We start from the raw sequence: 15,825 nt of genomic DNA on the forward strand, positions 1-15,825 counted from the left end.
TATGGTATTATTGTCTATATTGCTAACTTTGCTGGGGGAAGATAGGATGAAGAAAGAATTTGCTGTAATCGGACTTGGACGTTTTGGAGGAAGCATCTGCCATGCTCTTGCTGAAGAAGGTATGGAGGTTATGGCGATTGATGTTAATGAAGACCGTGTGAATGAATTTGCGAGAGTTGCTTCGCACGCAGTAGTTGGCGATACTACTGACGAATCCGTAATCAAGAGTTTGGGAATACGCAATTTTGACCATGTCATTGTAGCGATTGGAGATAATATTCAGGCCTCTATCCTGACTACCTTGATTTTAAAAGAGGTGGGAGTTAATAAGATTACGGTTAAGGCGCAAAATGATTATCACGCTAAGGTATTGAGGAAAATTGGAGCCGATCATGTTGTTCATCCTGAAAGGGATATGGGCAGAAGGATTGCCCATAGTATTGTTTCAAATAATGTACTGGATTATCTGGAACTCTCTGATGAACATAGCATAGTAGAAATCGTAGCTAATGAAAAATTGGCCGGCCACAGCATAATAGATCTGGATATCCGGGCAAAGTACGGAATCAACATCGTTGCAATTAAAAGAAAAAATGAAATTATCGTTTCTCCGCAGGCGAATGAAAAAATACAATTTGACGATATTCTTATTGTTATTGGAGCAGACGTGGACATCAACCGGTTTGAAAAGAAAGTGATGTCTTAATAGGCAAAAGGCTGTATCTCTCATTTGAGCGATACAGCCTTTTTTTAGTATATATTTATAGCTCTTGGGTTTTTTAAACTTCCATGATAATCGGCAAAATCATTGGACGGCGCTTTGTTTTTTCATATAGGAATGGTGCAAGCGTATCAGTAATTTCATTCTTGATTTCTGACCATTGAGTTGTTCTGCGTTCCATAACCTTGCTTAAGTGTTTTGTGATGAGTGCTTGTGCATCATTGATTAAATCTCCGGATTCCCTCATATAGACGAATCCGCGGGAAATTAAGTCAGGTCCTGCAGCAATTTTGAAATCCTTCATATTAATGCTCACTACAACAACCACTAAACCTTCTTCAGAAAGAATGCGGCGGTCACGCAAAACAATATTTCCGATGTCACCGATTCCGCTTCCATCAATATAGACAGAACCAGAAGGGATTTTTCCTGCTACCTGAGCAGAATCTTCGCTGAGAGCCAGAACTTCACCATTATCCATGATAAAGCAGTTCTCTTCCTCTACTCCACAATCTACAGCCAATTTGGCATGCATTTTCTGCATTCTGTATTCACCATGAATCGGCATGAAGAATTTGGGCTTTATTAAACGAAGCATTAGTTTCTGTTCTTCCTGGCCGCCATGTCCGGATGTGTGAATATCGCTTAATTTACCATAAATGACTTCGGCACCTGCACGGGAAAGTCTGTCAATCGTTCTGCTGACACTGATGGTGTTCCCTGGAATAGGTGAAGAAGAGAATACAACAGTGTCACCAGGAATGATCTGTATCTGGCGATGCGTTCCATTAGCAATTCTAGAAAGGGCCGCCATCGGCTCTCCCTGGCTTCCTGTACAAAGAATGGTCACCTGGTTCGCTGGAAGTCTGTTAATTTGATGTGCATCAATAAACGTATCTTTAGGTGCCTGAATATATCCTAATTCCTGTCCTATATTTATGGCTGCTTCCATACTTCTGCCAAAGACAGCAATTTTCCTGCCGTTTGTAACGGCTGCTTCAGTCACCTGCTGAAGACGGTGGATATTAGAAGCGAATGTGGCAAAGATAATCCGTCCTTCAACCTTGCGGAAGATGTCATGAATGCTGTCGCCAACTCGGCGTTCAGACATGGTGAATTCTGGTATTTCACTGTTTGTACTGTCGGAAAGCAGGCAAAGGACGCCTTCTTTACCGATTTCGGCCATTTTCGTCAGGTTCGCAGGCTCTCCTACAGGGGTAAAATCAAATTTGAAGTCCCCGGTATGAACAACTTGTCCTGGCGGTGTTTTGACAACGATTCCATATGAATCAGGAATACTATGAGTTGTTCTGAAGAAAGTCACGGAAGTTTTTCTGAATTTAATGATATCATCTTCCTTGATTTCATGAAGAGTAGTCTGTCTTAAAAGACCGTGTTCTTCAAGTTTATTTCTCAGAAGTCCAAGAGCCAGCTTTCCGCCGTAAACAGGTATATTGACTTCTCTTAGAAGGTATGGAATTCCTCCAATATGGTCTTCATGTCCGTGGGTAATAAATAATCCCTTTATCTTGTCTTCGTTTTTAACTAAGTAAGTGTAATCAGGAATAACATAATCGATTCCGAGAAGCTCGTCCTCCGGAAATTTGATTCCGGCATCAATCAGGATAATTTCATCCTGGAATTGAACCGCGTAAGTGTTCTTTCCGATTTCACCTAGTCCGCCCAGGGCGAAAACGGCTGTTTGATCATTTTTAACAAATTTCATAAATTACTCAATCTCCAATACTTTAAAGTCTTCACTTTGTTTTTCATATTCCAGGAAATCTCCTTGAACAGATGCTACAAATTCAATATTATAGTTGCGGTCAGCGAGCTTTTTTCGAACGTCTCTTTCAGAATCGCCTTCCACAAAGATCGTTTTTGTTTTTTCCCTAACCGGTACCTCTGTCTTGGACTCCTGATAATATACCTTGAAAATCATTTCTATCTCTCCTTAATCCGATAAAAAACTTTTATCTAATATATAAAATAATAACATGTATTACATGTTTTTTCCTGCGGGATATGAATATTAATTCTTTTAGATGCTAATACGCTTCCGAATCTATGTAAAAAAAGTATACTGATAACCAATTTACAATAAGGAAGGAGCCCTTCGCAAGTTTGAAGGGCTCAAATTTGTCAGGCAATAGATTTTTTTCGAAGCATTTCATTCCACTGTTTTAAAAGCTTCTTTCTCAGCTTCTTTAACATAGTGGATCAACTCCTTACTTTCTATTTTAAACGATCCTTGTCCAAAGTAAAGGCAGCAAGGACGTTTTCACACGTTTTTTGTAATTAATGTGGCTTTTTTACAGCTGTCCAGCTCCACCGGGCTGCTTTTTATAGTCTGCGTTCTTCGCGGGCAAGGAGATTCCGCTTTTATTAATTATATTATATGGTAAAATAACTGAATTTATCGTGGGTAAAAATGGAAATTACCATTCTTTCCAGCAATGAAATTGACTTTTTTACTTTATGGGTTTAGTGTTTTATTACGATAAATTATGTAATAAAAGCCAGCAGAATATTGCTTGAAAGGAAGATTGTTTTATATGAAAAAGATTGTTTTCTTTGATATAGATGGGACCTTGTTGGATCACGAAAAAAATTTGCCGGATAGTACGAAAGAGGCAATTGATAAGCTGAAAAAGAATGGGACATTTGTGGCGATTGCTACCGGCCGAGCTCCTTTCATGTATGAGAACTTGCGCAGTGAGCTTGATATTGATTCATTTGTCAGCTTTAACGGACAATATGTTGTATTTGAAAACGAGCCGATATACCGTAATCCTCTAAAAACAGCTGAAATTGAAAAGCTATATCGGCATGCACAGTCAAACGGACATCCATTAGTGTTTATGAATGAGAAAACAATGAAAGCCTCAATTTCCCATCATCCATTTATAGAGGAAAGCATGGGGAGCTTAAAGTTCCCGCATCCTGAGGAAGACCGGGAGTTTTACAGCGGCAGGGAATTATATCAATCATTGCTGTTCTGTGAGGAAAAAGATGAGGAAAAGTATATTTCTTCATCTGCATATCCTGACTTTGGCTTTATCAGATGGCATCCATATTCCGTAGATGTATTGCCTGCTGGCGGGTCCAAAGCTGAAGGGATAAAGCAAATGATTAAAAGGCTTGGATTTGATTTGAAGGATGTATATGCCTTTGGAGATGGGCTCAATGATATAGAGATGCTGAATGCTGTCGGAACGGGGGTAGCAATGGGCAATGCAGAAGAAGTGGTTAAGAAAGCAGCAGACCACGTAACATCAGGAGTGGACCAGGAAGGAATCTGGAAGGGACTAAAAGAACTCCAATTAATATAGCAGAGAAAAAGCCTCCGTTTTCATAGCTGGAGGCTTTCTTTTGTAATGCTGCGAATGCTTCGGGCATTCTATCGTTCTACAGCAATGGCATTTTCGATTGGCTCAAACGGATTTTGTTTGTTTATGTGATCATAAAACATAATTCCGTTTAAATGATCAATCTCGTGCTGGAAGACAATCGCAGGCAGCCCTTTCAGCTTGAGTTTTACTTCATTGCCATCCAGGTCAATGCCCTTAACAGTAACTTTTGAATATCTGGGTACAAAACCGGGTATGGATTCATCAACAGACAGGCAGCCTTCTCCTGCAGCCAGATAAGACCGCTGCACAGAATGGCTGATGATCTTAGGGTTGAAGAATGCATAACTGAAGAGCTCGCCGTTATAGGTTACATGGACAGCAATCATCCTCTTGGAAATATTAATTTGAGGAGCAGCTAATCCAATGCCTGCCCTTAATCCATATTTAGCAGCAAGCTCAGGATTCTGGCTGTTTTTCACATATTCCATCATTTCCCTCAGGGTTTGTTTTTCTTCTGCAGATGGAGGCATGTTTACTTCCGCGGCAATTTTCCTTAATGTTGGATGGCCATCACGTATAATATCTTGCATGCTCAGCATGATTATCACTCCCGCTATGTAATAAAGAATAAAAAAATGGCTAAATTAATGGCACAAAGACCATATGGAAAAGCCGAAGGTTTGCCAGGCATTACGTTAATATTAATATATTCAGTCTATCAGAGCGGCGGAAAAAAGTTAATAAGAGAAGGCGCTTTTGGGCACCTTCTCAAGTAATTAAAACTTCCAGCAAGCGCAGCCAACTATGATTAAGAGAATGAATAATACTACAATTAACGCAAAACCTCTGCCGCAGCCGGCACCCGCTGCTGGATAACCGCATCCATAACCGTATCCGCCATATCCGTACATGAAGGATAACCTCCCTAAAGTAAGATTATCGTCCATCTTTTTGCCTTGCCACATCGGACGATTAATATAGCCTATGTTTTAAATGATGGATGGTGTAGGCCTTTGCCCAAGTCATAAAGGAAAAATGAAGTGAATAAATTTTAAATACACTTCTAAAAAGGACAAACTGTGAATTGTTGTGAAAAGTGTCAAACCAAAGAGCTATTGTCAAACAGGGCGGGTACCTTTATAGTTAAAAATGTTATAAGTAAGGAGGTTTCAACGTGTCAATTTTCAACAAAAGCAGACTGTTGCTTGTTTTTATAATCTTGGCTATCTTCCTCTCAGGCTGTATGAACAAGCCGAAACCAGAGGAAGAAGTGTATGATGTTCTGGAGAATGTAGTTAAAAAAGAAAAGGACTTTGAAAAGCAGCAGGAACCGCTAGTAAAGCTGGAGAAAAGAGAAAAGGAATTATACGATAAAATTATCAACCTGGGAATGAAGGACTTCGAGGAAATCAAGAAGCTGTCTGATGAGGCTTCCTCGATTGTGGATAAGCGGAAAAATCATATGGAGAAAGAGCAGAAAAGCATACAGGCATCCAAAAAGGAATTTGAATCATTATCTCCGATCATAGAGGATATAGAGAGTCAAAAACTGAAAGATAAAGCAAAAAAACTGCACGAAATTATGATGGACAGATATAAAATACATGACACTCTTTATGAGGACTATTCCAAAGCGCTTAAACTGGATAAAGAGCTGTATGCAATGTTTAAAAAGGAAGACCTTACTCTCGAGCAGCTTGAAAATCAAATTAACGAAATAAATGAAATGTATGAAAAGATCCTGTCTTCAAATAAGCATTTCAATGAAAAAACAAAAGAGTATAATGAAGCAAAACTGGATTTCTATAAAGAAGCAGGGCTTGAAATAAATACAAAAGAATAAGATTAATGCCGGCATATAAATGCGCGGCATTTTTTGTTTTTTTGGCTTTTAATGCGCAGGGAGACATCAGGTCATTATGATTGCGCTTACTTAATTTTATGCAGACGTCTTTATCTTAAAATAATGACAGGTGAAATTTCTTTACTATAACACGTGAAAATATAATAGTTTTTTATAATACAGATGGGGAGCAGGTGTTAATACAGTTATGGGATTTGATATAGAATTTAATTAGTATGGTAACTGTGAAAAACAAAAAGCAAGGTAATTGACGAAGGTCCTGAAGGTGTATTAAACTAAATCTCGTAAGTATTTCTGTATCAATTTTGTTGCAAAATAAACTGATACAGAATATGATAGTTAAAGATGAACAGAAAGACGTTTTTTTAAAAGTGATCTGTGGAACACTAGTTGTAAGTATGCATATGGCAGAAAAGAACGTTCTGCTATTTAGAGATGCTAATAAAAACATGCCAGGAAAAGTACTTTTTTGCTTTTTGAAAGTGTATCTAATATGGCTTCGTTTTGGGTAACCTAAATTTTGTGTATAAAAACTCTTAATTAACGTCTTTTTATGAAAGGAAAGGGTGACTGATATGGCTTCTAAAACAAAGAAGGCACAATTCGATGCGAAAAAACAGCTCGAAACAGTTGAAGAACAGTTCCAAACTCTACAAATTTTAAATGAAGAAGGCAAGGTTGTTAATGATTCAGCAATGCCTGACTTAAGCGATGAGCAGCTTCAGGAATTAATGCGCCGCATGGTTTATACCCGCATTCTTGATCAGCGTTCTATTTCACTTAACAGACAAGGCCGTTTGGGCTTCTATGCTCCTACTGCCGGACAGGAAGCTTCTCAGCTTGCATCTCATTTTGCACTGGAGAAGGAAGATTTTATTCTTCCAGGTTATCGTGATGTGCCTCAAATCATTTGGCACGGCCTTCCGTTATACCAGGCTTTCCTATGGTCCCGCGGGCACTTCGAAGGCGGAAATATCCCTGAAGGTGTAAATGTTATTTCACCTCAGATTATCATTGGAGCACAATATATTCAGACTGCAGGGGTTGCCCTTGGCATGAAAAAGCGCGGTGAAAAGAAGGTTGCCATCACTTATACTGGCGACGGCGGTGCTTCACAAGGTGACTTCTATGAAGGTATCAACTTTGCAGGAGCATTCAAAGCACCTGCTATCTTTATTGTGCAAAATAACCGTTTTGCAATTTCTACTCCTGTTGAAAAACAATCAGCAGCTAAAACAATTGCACAAAAGGCAGTGGCGGCCGGTATTCCAGGAATTCAGGTTGATGGCATGGATCCGCTTGCTGTATATGCAGCTGTTCGCGAAGCTCGTGAACGTGCGCTGAATGGTGAAGGTCCTACATTAATCGAAACGCTGACATATCGTTACGGACCGCACACAATGGCTGGAGACGATCCAACACGCTACCGTACTTCTGACCTTGATAATGAATGGGAAAAGAAAGATCCTCTTGTTCGTTTCCGCAAGTTCCTTGAAGACAAAGGAATCTGGAATGAAGATATGGAAAACGAAGTAATTGAACAAGCAAAAGAAGATATTAAAGAAGCTATTAAAAAGGCTGATGATACACCTAAGCAAAAGGTTACTGACCTTATGAACATTATGTATGAAGAAATGCCTTACAACCTAAAAGAACAGTATGAAATATACAAAGAAAAGGAGTCGAAGTAAGCCATGGCGCAAATGACAATGATTCAGGCAATTACTGATGCTCTTCGCACAGAATTGCGCAACGATCCGAATGTATTGGTATTCGGTGAAGATGTGGGCGTTAACGGCGGCGTTTTCCGTGCTACCGAAGGCCTTCAAAAAGAATTTGGCGAAGAGCGTGTATTTGATACACCGCTAGCTGAATCCGGAATCGGCGGTCTGGCTGTCGGTCTTGGTTTACAAGGCTTCCGTCCGGTACCTGAAATCCAATTCTTTGGATTCGTTTATGAAGTAATGGATTCTATTTCCGGTCAGCTGGCACGTATGCGTTACCGTTCCGGCGGAAGATATAATTCACCGGTTACGATCCGTTCACCATTCGGGGGAGGGGTACATACTCCTGAAATGCACGCTGACAGCCTTGAAGGTTTAATGGCGCAGCAGCCTGGACTAAAGGTTGTTATTCCGGCAACTCCTTATGATGCAAAGGGGCTGCTTATCTCAGCAATTCGCGATAACGATCCTGTTATCTTCCTTGAGCATATGAAATTGTATCGTTCTTTCCGCCAGGAAGTACCTGAAGAGGAATATACAATTCCGCTTGGCAAAGCAGAGGTTAAACGTGAGGGTTCAGACCTGACAATCGTAACTTACGGGGCAATGGTCCATGAGTCTTTAAAAGCGGCTGAAGAACTTGAAAAAGAAGGAAAATCTGCCGAAGTTATCGACTTGCGTACTGTCGCACCTCTCGATATTGAAACAATTATTGCTTCTGTTGAAAAGACAGGAAGAGCCATTGTTGTTCAGGAAGCACAAAAGCAAGCTGGTATTGCAGCAAGTGTAGTGGCAGAGATCAATGATCGTGCAATTCTTAGTCTGGAAGCACCAGTTCTGCGTGTAGCTGCACCAGATACGGTATTTGCTTTCCCGCAGGCTGAAACAGTTTGGCTTCCAAACTATAAAGATGTAATTGAAACAGCTAAAAAAGTACTTGAATTTTAATTGAATAACTAATGACACAAGGGGGAAAATATCCCCCTGACGTGTTTTACTAGAACGATTGAAATAATAGGAGGGTGAATTCCATTGGCATTCCAATTTAGATTGCCTGATATCGGTGAAGGTATCCATGAAGGTGAAATCGTCAAGTGGTTTGTAAAGCCGGGTGACGAAGTACAAGAAGATGACGTGCTTTGTGAGGTTCAAAATGATAAAGCGGTTGTAGAAATTCCTTCGCCAGTTAAAGGTAAAGTTGAAGAAATCCTTGTTGAAGAAGGTACAGTGGCAACTGTAGGTCAAGTTTTGATCACTTTTGATGCTCCAGGATATGAAGATCTTAAATTCAAGGGAGACCATGAAGATGAGGCTCCTAAAGAAGAAAAAACAGAAGCACAGGTACAGGCTACTGCTGAAGCTGGACAGGATGTAAAGAAAGAGGAAGCTCCTGCACAAGAGGCACCAAAAGAAGGCGTCGTTATTTCTGACACGGATGTGGATCCTAACCGCCGCATTATTGCAATGCCTTCAGTAAGAAAATACGCTCGTGATAAAGGCGTAGATATTCGCCAGGTAGCTGGAAGCGGCAAAAATGGCCGTATCCAGAAAGATGACATTGATGCATTCTTAAATGGCGGTGCTCAAGCTAATGAAGCGCCTGCTCAGGAAGCTGCACCACAAGCTGAAGCAAAAGAAACTGCACCGGCAGCTGCACAAGCGATTCCTGCTGGACAATATCCGGAAACTCGCGAGAAAATGAGCGGAATCCGTAAGGCTATTGCAAAAGCTATGGTAAACTCTAAGCATACAGCTCCACACGTTACATTAATGGATGAAATTGATGTTACGAAACTTGTTGCACATCGCAAGAAGTTTAAAGAAGTTGCAGCGAATAAAGGAATTAAGCTTACATTCCTTCCTTATGTGGTAAAAGCATTAACAAGTGCATTGCGTGAATTCCCGGCACTAAATACTTCAATTGATGATGCAGCGGGTGAAATTATCCAGAAGCACTACTATAACATTGGTATTGCGGCAGACACTGAAAAAGGTCTTCTTGTGCCAGTTGTTAAGGATGCTGACCGCAAATCTACATTTGCCATTTCAAATGAAATCAATGAATTGGCTGGTAAAGCACGTGACGGCAAGCTTGCTCCAGACGAAATGAAGGGTGCTTCTTGCACAATCACAAATATCGGTTCTGCAGGCGGACAATGGTTCACTCCTGTCATCAATCACCCTGAAGTTGCCATTCTAGGAATTGGCCGCATTGCTGAAAAGCCGGTCGTGAAAGATGGAGAAATTGTTGCTGCTCCAGTATTGGCATTATCACTAAGCTTTGACCACAGAATTATTGATGGAGCAACTGCACAAAATGCATTGAATCACATCAAGCGTTTACTGAACGATCCAGAACTATTGTTAATGGAGGCGTAATTACAAATGGTAGTAGGAGATTTCCCAATCGAAACAGATACTATAGTCATCGGTGCGGGTCCAGGGGGATATGTTGCAGCAATTCGTGCAGCACAGCTTGGACAAAAAGTTACAATCGTAGAAAAAGCTAATATGGGCGGAGTTTGCTTAAACGTTGGGTGTATCCCTTCAAAAGCTTTAATCGCAGCAGGCCACCGCTACGAAAATGCTAAGCACTCAGATGTAATGGGAATTACAGCTGAAAATGTAAAAGTTGACTTTACAAAAGTTCAAGAATTCAAATCCGGTGTAGTCAAGAAGCTTACAGGCGGAGTTGAAGGACTATTAAAGGGAAATAAAGTTGACATCGTGCGCGGTGAAGCTTACTTTGTTGATGGTAATACCCTTCGTGTAATGGATGAAAATTCAGCACAAACTTACACGTTCAAAAATGCAATTATTGCAACAGGATCCCGCCCAATTGAATTGCCGACGTTTAAATTCTCTAAACGTGTTCTTGATTCAACAGGCGCTCTTGCTCTTCAGGAAATTCCTGAGAAAATAGTCGTTATCGGCGGCGGTGTTATCGGAATCGAGCTTGGAGGAGCATATGCGAACTTTGGTTCACAAGTAACGATCCTTGAGGGTGCAGATGATATTCTAATCGGCTTTGAGAAGCAAATGACATCTCTTGTTAAACGCAACCTGAAGAAAAAAGGTGTTGAATTCATTACGAAGGCACTTGCTAAGGGTGTTGAAGAGAATGAAAATGGAGTTACCGTTAAGTTTGAAGAAAAAGGTGAAGAGAAGTCTCTTGACGCAGATTATGTATTTGTAATGGTCGGAAGACGTCCAAATACAGACGAACTTGGCTTAGAGCAAGCCGGCGTTAAGATGACTGAACGCGGTGTTATTGAAATTGATAAACAATGCCGTACGAGTGTGAGCAATATTTATGCGATTGGTGACATTGTTGCAGGTCCTCAATTAGCTCATAAAGCTTCTTACGAAGGCAAGATTGCAGCTGAGGCAATTGCAGGCCATAACGCAGAAATTGATTACTTGGCTATCCCTGCGGTTGTATTCTCTGAGCCTGAATTAGCTTCTGTAGGCTATACTGAGCAGCAGGCTAAAGAAGAAGGAATCGAAGTAACAGCAGCGAAGTTCCCATTTGCAGCTAACGGCCGTGCCCTTGCACTTGATTCCACTGACGGATTCTTAAAGCTTGTGACACGCAAAGAGGATGGACTTGTAATTGGTGCGCAAATCGCCGGTGCTAGTGCATCAGATATGATTGCAGAGCTTGGATTGGCTATTGAAGCAGGCATGACTGCAGAAGATCTTGCGATGACTATTCACGCACATCCTACATTGGGTGAAATCACAATGGAAGCAGCAGAAGTTGCTATTGGAAGCCCAATACACATTGTAAAATAATAATATAAAAAAATCCTTCCCTGCCAGGGAAGGATTTTTTTATGGATGATTACGGTTTTTCGATCTTTTTATCCATGGCTTTGGCGAGCGGATAAATGATCTTATCTTTAGATACAGTGCCTTTTATTTCTACTAAAACTTTGTCCTGATACACCAGCAGCATGGCAGGACAGTTTTCTACCTCATAATTGCTTAAGTGACTCGCTTCAGCTGCTGTTATCACTTTCATATCTTTAATTAGTTCAGGATAGCTTCTCTTTAATTCGATGATGGCATCATAATAGGAGATTTCCTGCTCATATTGTTTTTTATCAGTAAAAAAAATAAGCTGTTTAACATTGTCGTCTATCTTCAGCTCTTCTTTTACTTCCTTATGATTGCATGAAGAGGTCACAAACAAGAGTGCAGTAATAAATAACAATGGCAGACCTTTCATCCTTTTGCCCTCACTTTATAATAAATTCCACCTTTTTACATAAGACTGCAAAACAGTATAGAAGTCATTGAAATTTTCCATCCTTTTGACAGAAGGTGAGCAATTCATAATAATTATGAGTATTTTATCATATGGAAAATGGAAATATTAGCTTGTCATTCAAATGTTACAGAAATGAAAAATAAGAATATCCTTTTCAACATATATTACAAACACAAGTGTTTCTTCTATTATAAAAACGGGTAAGGATTAAAAAATTTGGTGGTGGAGTGTATGAAGATTTATACAGCTCTTTTGTTGCAGATGTTAATCTGGAGTGGATATACTTTCATTGAGTGGCTGTCAAAATATGATCAGCTCGTATATAAAGTTATTATGTTTTTTGTTTTCTTCTATTTGGCAATCAATATTGGGAATTGGGTTATTAAGTCAGCAAAGAAAACATTTATGGTCACTGTTATGAGCCTAAGCTTATATGCTTCTTTTCATTTAGCGATGTCATACATTACACATTGGTAATTGGCAATGTGACAAGCAGAAAAATCGGCACCCATTTTCAGGTGCCGATTTTTTTAGTCTTTATCATCTCTTTTTTTGATATGGTTTCTTCTTTAAACGATTTAGCCAGCGATAGCACGATTAAAAGCATAATGATAGTAAAAGGAAGTGCAGCTATTATAGAAGCTCTTTGCAGTGCTTCCAGCCCTCCTGTCCATAAAAGGATGGCAGCAGAAGCAGATTGGATAATGCCCCAGACAAATTTCACTTTGCCCGGAGGGTTCAAGCTTCCGTTTGTCGTCTGCATCCCAAGAACAAAGGTAGCTGAATCTGCAGAAGTTATAAAGAATGTACTGATCAAGAATATAGCCAATAAGCTTAGAACAGTGCTGAAAGGGAAGTTATCAAACACAGCGAACAGTGCAACTTCCATTCCCTGCTGGTCGATTGTTTCCATAATAGGCTTTGCCTCAAAGAATTCAAGGTATATGCCTGTTCCTCCAAAAACTGAGAACCAAAGCGCTCCAAATAAGGTAGGAACAGCAAGCACGCCGATGACGAATTCTCTTATTGTCCTTCCGCGTGATATTCTGGCTATGAATGTGCCGACAAATGGCGCCCAGGCAATCCACCATGCCCAATAAAAAATGGTCCAATCCTGAAACCATGTCAGCTCCTGATCAAATGGACTAAGCCTGAAACTCATGGAAGGAAGATTTTGAAGATAAGAGCCAATCGTCGTTGTAAACAGATCCATAATAAAGTTTGTAGGCCCAACAAACAGCAGAAATAGCAGTAACGAGATAGCTAATATAATATTTAAATTACTTAAGTATTTTATTCCTTTGTTTAAACCGGTTTGTGCTGAAACCATAAACAAGATTGTCACAACCAAAATAATAACCAATTGAGTGGTGAAATTATTGCCGATGCTGTCAAATGTTTCAGAAAGTCCGCCAGAAATTTGAATGGCTCCGAGACCTAATGATGTTGCAACACCAAAAACAGTAGCAAAGACGGCTATAAAATCAATTAATACTCCAATTGGACCATCCACTTTGCTCCCCAAAATTGGCCTTAAAATGGAACTGATAACTCCCGGTGCGCCTTTCCTGAACTGGAAATAAGCAAGTGCAAGCCCAATAACTGTATAAATAGCCCATGGATGAAGCCCCCAGTGGAAGAAAGAGTACCTCATGGCAGCTCTTGCTGCTTCTGGTGTCTGCCCGTCTAGGAAAGGTGGCGCAAAGTAGTGATACATTGGCTCCGAAACTCCCCAAAAAACCAGGCCAATTCCCATCCCTGCACTGAAAAGCATGGCAAACCAGCTTAAGTAGCTATATTCGGGCCTGTCTGCATCCTTTCCCAGACGAATATTTCCATACTTGCTGAATGCTAATAGGATTGAAAAAATTAAAAAGATAGAAGCTGATAAAAGGTAAAACCACCCGAACTTTTCCAATATGAATCCCTGAACAGATGCTGTAACAGAATCCAGGTTGCCTTTTGGCAGTATGGTCTTCGGTACTAATCCCCATATAATAAATATTGCTGTGAATATGACTGAAACCGTAAAAACGGGTGTCAGTTTCTTCATCAAATCCCTCCAGTCTCAATAAAATAAACCTAAATAAAATACTTCTGTAAAACTTCCAATCCTAAAAAGGCAGGCATTTAAATATCCCGCTTTCCTGATAGTGTTTGCTTGATTTTTTAAGCAATTGGAGCTCAGCAGGGGAGAGCAGCTTCCCGGAAACAGACTTTAAAGTAAAATCGAAAGGATGTAGATATCCAATCTAATTTCTAAAGTTTACTTTTAATGTTCAAAACGAGACTGTTTCGGGTAAAATCAGTAGGTAATAGAAAGATTTCCTAAGGGGAACTACTTTTTTAATAAGGCCATGTAACATACTAACACTTATGAAAGGGAGTTTAAAGAAATATGCATTAAGGAGGTAACAATGAAAAAAGCTATATTTTTTATTTGTATTATTTTCGTTATAAACCTGACAGCATGTACGGATTTTTCTGCAGATGACGATAAGCCATCAGAATTTGAAAAAGAAGAAGAAAATAACTTGGCTGATCATTCTAATGTTCCCGCAGCTAAAACAGAAAAAACACAAGCTGATGCCGGTGAAAAGCCGAAGGAAGAAGCGGTATCCCTGCCAGAACCGCAATACAAGATAAATGAAAATAATTGGTCAATAGAACCAATCAATAAGGCCAATTCAAAAGTTGTATTACTGACCATTGACGATGCTCCTGATAAAAATGCATTGGAAATGGCCAGAATTTTAAAGAAACTCTCAGCACCTGCAATCTTTTTTGTTAATGGGCATTTCATAGATACCCCGGAAGAAGCAAAAGTTTTGAAGGAAATTCATGAACTTGGCTTTGCTATTGGCAATCACACAAATAGCCACCTAAACCTGAAAAGCTTACCTGAAGAGCAGCAATATAAAGAGATTGTTGACCTTAATGATCGAGTTGAGGAGATTATTGGAGAGAGGCCAAAATTCTTCCGGGCACCATTCGGGTCTATTACAGACTACAGCAGGAAAATTGCTGAAGATGAAAACATGGTGCTTATGAATTGGACATACGGATATGACTGGGAGAAGGAATATCAATCAAAAGAAGCTTTAGCAGATATAATGGTTAATTCACCCTATTTATCGAAAGGAGCAAACTTATTGATGCATGATAGGGAATGGACAAAAGAAGCCTTAGAGGATATTGTGAAGGGGCTTAGGAATAAAGGATTTACACCAGTTGACCCAGTTCTGATCAGCACGGAAACAAAATGAGAACAGCCGCTGCTGTTCTCATTTTTTAAGAAATCAATTATTTTCTTTTATAAAAATACATGATTCTTCCATTAAAAAGATGCAATTCACCTTGAAGTTTTTTAGCGAGGAATTTGCAAAATTCATTTGCTTTGCCTTTATCTCCGAATGTTGCACCTTCCGGCAATGTAACTTGTATGTAAGTCTGCTCACGTTCAGAACCGTCTTCATCCTTCACTTTTTCTTTGTCAATGCCAAGCAATATAGCGTTATATCGGTCATGTTGAGAATGCAGGTAAAACCAGGTTCCTTTTGCTTCAGGCTTCTCTTTTATCTCATAAGGAAAAGCGGCATCATCATATTCCCATTTAATCTGACTGCCTGTTTTTCCAGTAATATCCCTATAATATAAAAAAAGTTCTTTGAGCTCTTCTGTTGAAATCTTTTCCTTAGCTGATGAAGGAACCAGCTTGATAAATGAATTAGCTGCCAACTTCTTTCCCCCCATTATCCCAATAATTATGGTAATGAACATCCTCTTCCATTCTAGCATTAGATAAAATCTTATGACAACTTAAAATAGTAAGGTAAATTTATATTACTTGTCAAAGAGCCTATAATGAATTATAATAATATTCTAAATAT

16 protein-coding genes are annotated in these 15,825 nt (G+C 39.7%); 9 read left to right on the forward strand and 7 right to left on the reverse strand.

The features are described from left to right. Positions 1-46 precede the first annotated feature (46 nt). Entirely contained in the window at positions 47-706 is a 660-nt protein-coding gene (locus ACTHRG_RS00610; RefSeq protein ID WP_061794223.1) for a potassium channel family protein, read from the forward strand. Between the two features lie 73 nt (positions 707-779). On the opposite strand, the gene rnjA is transcribed toward ACTHRG_RS00610, so the two are convergent. Both rnjA and ACTHRG_RS00620 read right to left on the reverse strand, forming a co-directional pair. After that, positions 780-2,447: a ribonuclease J1 gene (gene rnjA / locus ACTHRG_RS00615; RefSeq protein ID WP_035328584.1), complete on the reverse strand. Its 1,668-nt coding sequence runs from the start codon at positions 2,445-2,447 to the stop codon at positions 780-782. Positions 2,448-2,450: 3 nt separating this feature from the next. Further along, the gene (locus tag ACTHRG_RS00620; protein ID WP_035328587.1) at positions 2,451-2,663 is read right to left on the reverse strand and encodes a DNA-dependent RNA polymerase subunit epsilon; all 213 of its coding nucleotides are present in this window, start codon (positions 2,661-2,663) and stop codon (positions 2,451-2,453) included. A gap of 613 nt (positions 2,664-3,276) precedes the next feature. Here ACTHRG_RS00620 and ACTHRG_RS00625 point away from each other — a divergent pair. Beyond that, entirely contained in the window at positions 3,277-4,053 is a 777-nt protein-coding gene (locus ACTHRG_RS00625; protein WP_076261625.1) for a Cof-type HAD-IIB family hydrolase, read from the forward strand. Between the two features lie 68 nt (positions 4,054-4,121). Here the strand turns inward: ACTHRG_RS00625 and def are convergent, their stop codons facing one another. After that, positions 4,122-4,673 (reverse strand): peptide deformylase, encoded by a 552-nt coding sequence (gene def / locus ACTHRG_RS00630; protein ID WP_076261622.1) that lies wholly within the window; start codon positions 4,671-4,673, stop codon positions 4,122-4,124. Positions 4,674-4,850: 177 nt separating this feature from the next. Further along, the gene (locus ACTHRG_RS00635; protein WP_076261617.1) at positions 4,851-4,985 is read right to left on the reverse strand and encodes a YjcZ family sporulation protein; all 135 of its coding nucleotides are present in this window, start codon (positions 4,983-4,985) and stop codon (positions 4,851-4,853) included. Positions 4,986-5,248: 263 nt separating this feature from the next. Here ACTHRG_RS00635 and ACTHRG_RS00640 point away from each other — a divergent pair, with 263 nt between their 5' ends. The 5 genes from ACTHRG_RS00640 (at position 5,249) to lpdA (ending at position 11,457) form a co-directional block, all read left to right on the forward strand. Continuing rightward, on the forward strand, positions 5,249-5,917 hold the full coding sequence (locus tag ACTHRG_RS00640) for a YkyA family protein (protein ID WP_076261614.1): 669 nt from the start codon (positions 5,249-5,251) through the stop codon (positions 5,915-5,917). A 596-nt stretch (positions 5,918-6,513) separates the two neighbouring features. After that, entirely contained in the window at positions 6,514-7,629 is a 1,116-nt protein-coding gene (gene pdhA / locus ACTHRG_RS00645; protein WP_076261612.1) for a pyruvate dehydrogenase (acetyl-transferring) E1 component subunit alpha, read from the forward strand. Positions 7,630-7,632: 3 nt separating this feature from the next. Continuing rightward, positions 7,633-8,610 carry an alpha-ketoacid dehydrogenase subunit beta gene (locus tag ACTHRG_RS00650; protein ID WP_076261610.1) on the forward strand — a complete coding sequence of 326 codons (978 nt, stop codon included), beginning with the start codon at positions 7,633-7,635 and terminating at the stop codon, positions 8,608-8,610. 84 nt (positions 8,611-8,694) lie between these two features. Then, on the forward strand, positions 8,695-10,041 hold the full coding sequence (locus ACTHRG_RS00655) for a dihydrolipoamide acetyltransferase family protein (protein WP_076261608.1): 1,347 nt from the start codon (positions 8,695-8,697) through the stop codon (positions 10,039-10,041). A gap of 6 nt (positions 10,042-10,047) precedes the next feature. Next, the gene (gene lpdA / locus ACTHRG_RS00660; protein ID WP_076261605.1) at positions 10,048-11,457 is read left to right on the forward strand and encodes a dihydrolipoyl dehydrogenase; all 1,410 of its coding nucleotides are present in this window, start codon (positions 10,048-10,050) and stop codon (positions 11,455-11,457) included. A gap of 49 nt (positions 11,458-11,506) precedes the next feature. Here lpdA and ACTHRG_RS00665 read toward each other — a convergent pair whose 3' ends face one another. Further along, on the reverse strand, positions 11,507-11,893 hold the full coding sequence (locus ACTHRG_RS00665; RefSeq protein ID WP_076261602.1) for a small peptidoglycan-associated lipoprotein: 387 nt from the start codon (positions 11,891-11,893) through the stop codon (positions 11,507-11,509). A 273-nt stretch (positions 11,894-12,166) separates the two neighbouring features. Between ACTHRG_RS00665 and ACTHRG_RS00670 the strand changes: the two genes are divergently transcribed. Further along, the gene (locus ACTHRG_RS00670) at positions 12,167-12,412 is read left to right on the forward strand and encodes a hypothetical protein (RefSeq protein ID WP_076261599.1); all 246 of its coding nucleotides are present in this window, start codon (positions 12,167-12,169) and stop codon (positions 12,410-12,412) included. A gap of 37 nt (positions 12,413-12,449) precedes the next feature. Here ACTHRG_RS00670 and ACTHRG_RS00675 read toward each other — a convergent pair whose 3' ends face one another. After that, complete coding sequence (locus tag ACTHRG_RS00675) at positions 12,450-13,988, reverse strand: glycine betaine uptake BCCT transporter (protein WP_076261596.1); 1,539 nt, start codon at positions 13,986-13,988, stop codon at positions 12,450-12,452. Between the two features lie 364 nt (positions 13,989-14,352). Here ACTHRG_RS00675 and ACTHRG_RS00680 point away from each other — a divergent pair, with 364 nt between their 5' ends. After that, entirely contained in the window at positions 14,353-15,201 is an 849-nt protein-coding gene (locus ACTHRG_RS00680; RefSeq protein ID WP_076261593.1) for a polysaccharide deacetylase family protein, read from the forward strand. A gap of 37 nt (positions 15,202-15,238) precedes the next feature. On the opposite strand, the gene ACTHRG_RS00685 is transcribed toward ACTHRG_RS00680, so the two are convergent. Then, entirely contained in the window at positions 15,239-15,673 is a 435-nt protein-coding gene (locus ACTHRG_RS00685) for a DUF1885 family protein (RefSeq protein WP_175609152.1), read from the reverse strand. Positions 15,674-15,825: the final 152 nt, after the last annotated feature.

Source organism: Cytobacillus sp. SAFR-174, assembly GCF_051964675.1.
Classification (GTDB): Bacteria; Bacillota; Bacilli; order Bacillales; family Cytobacillaceae; genus Cytobacillus.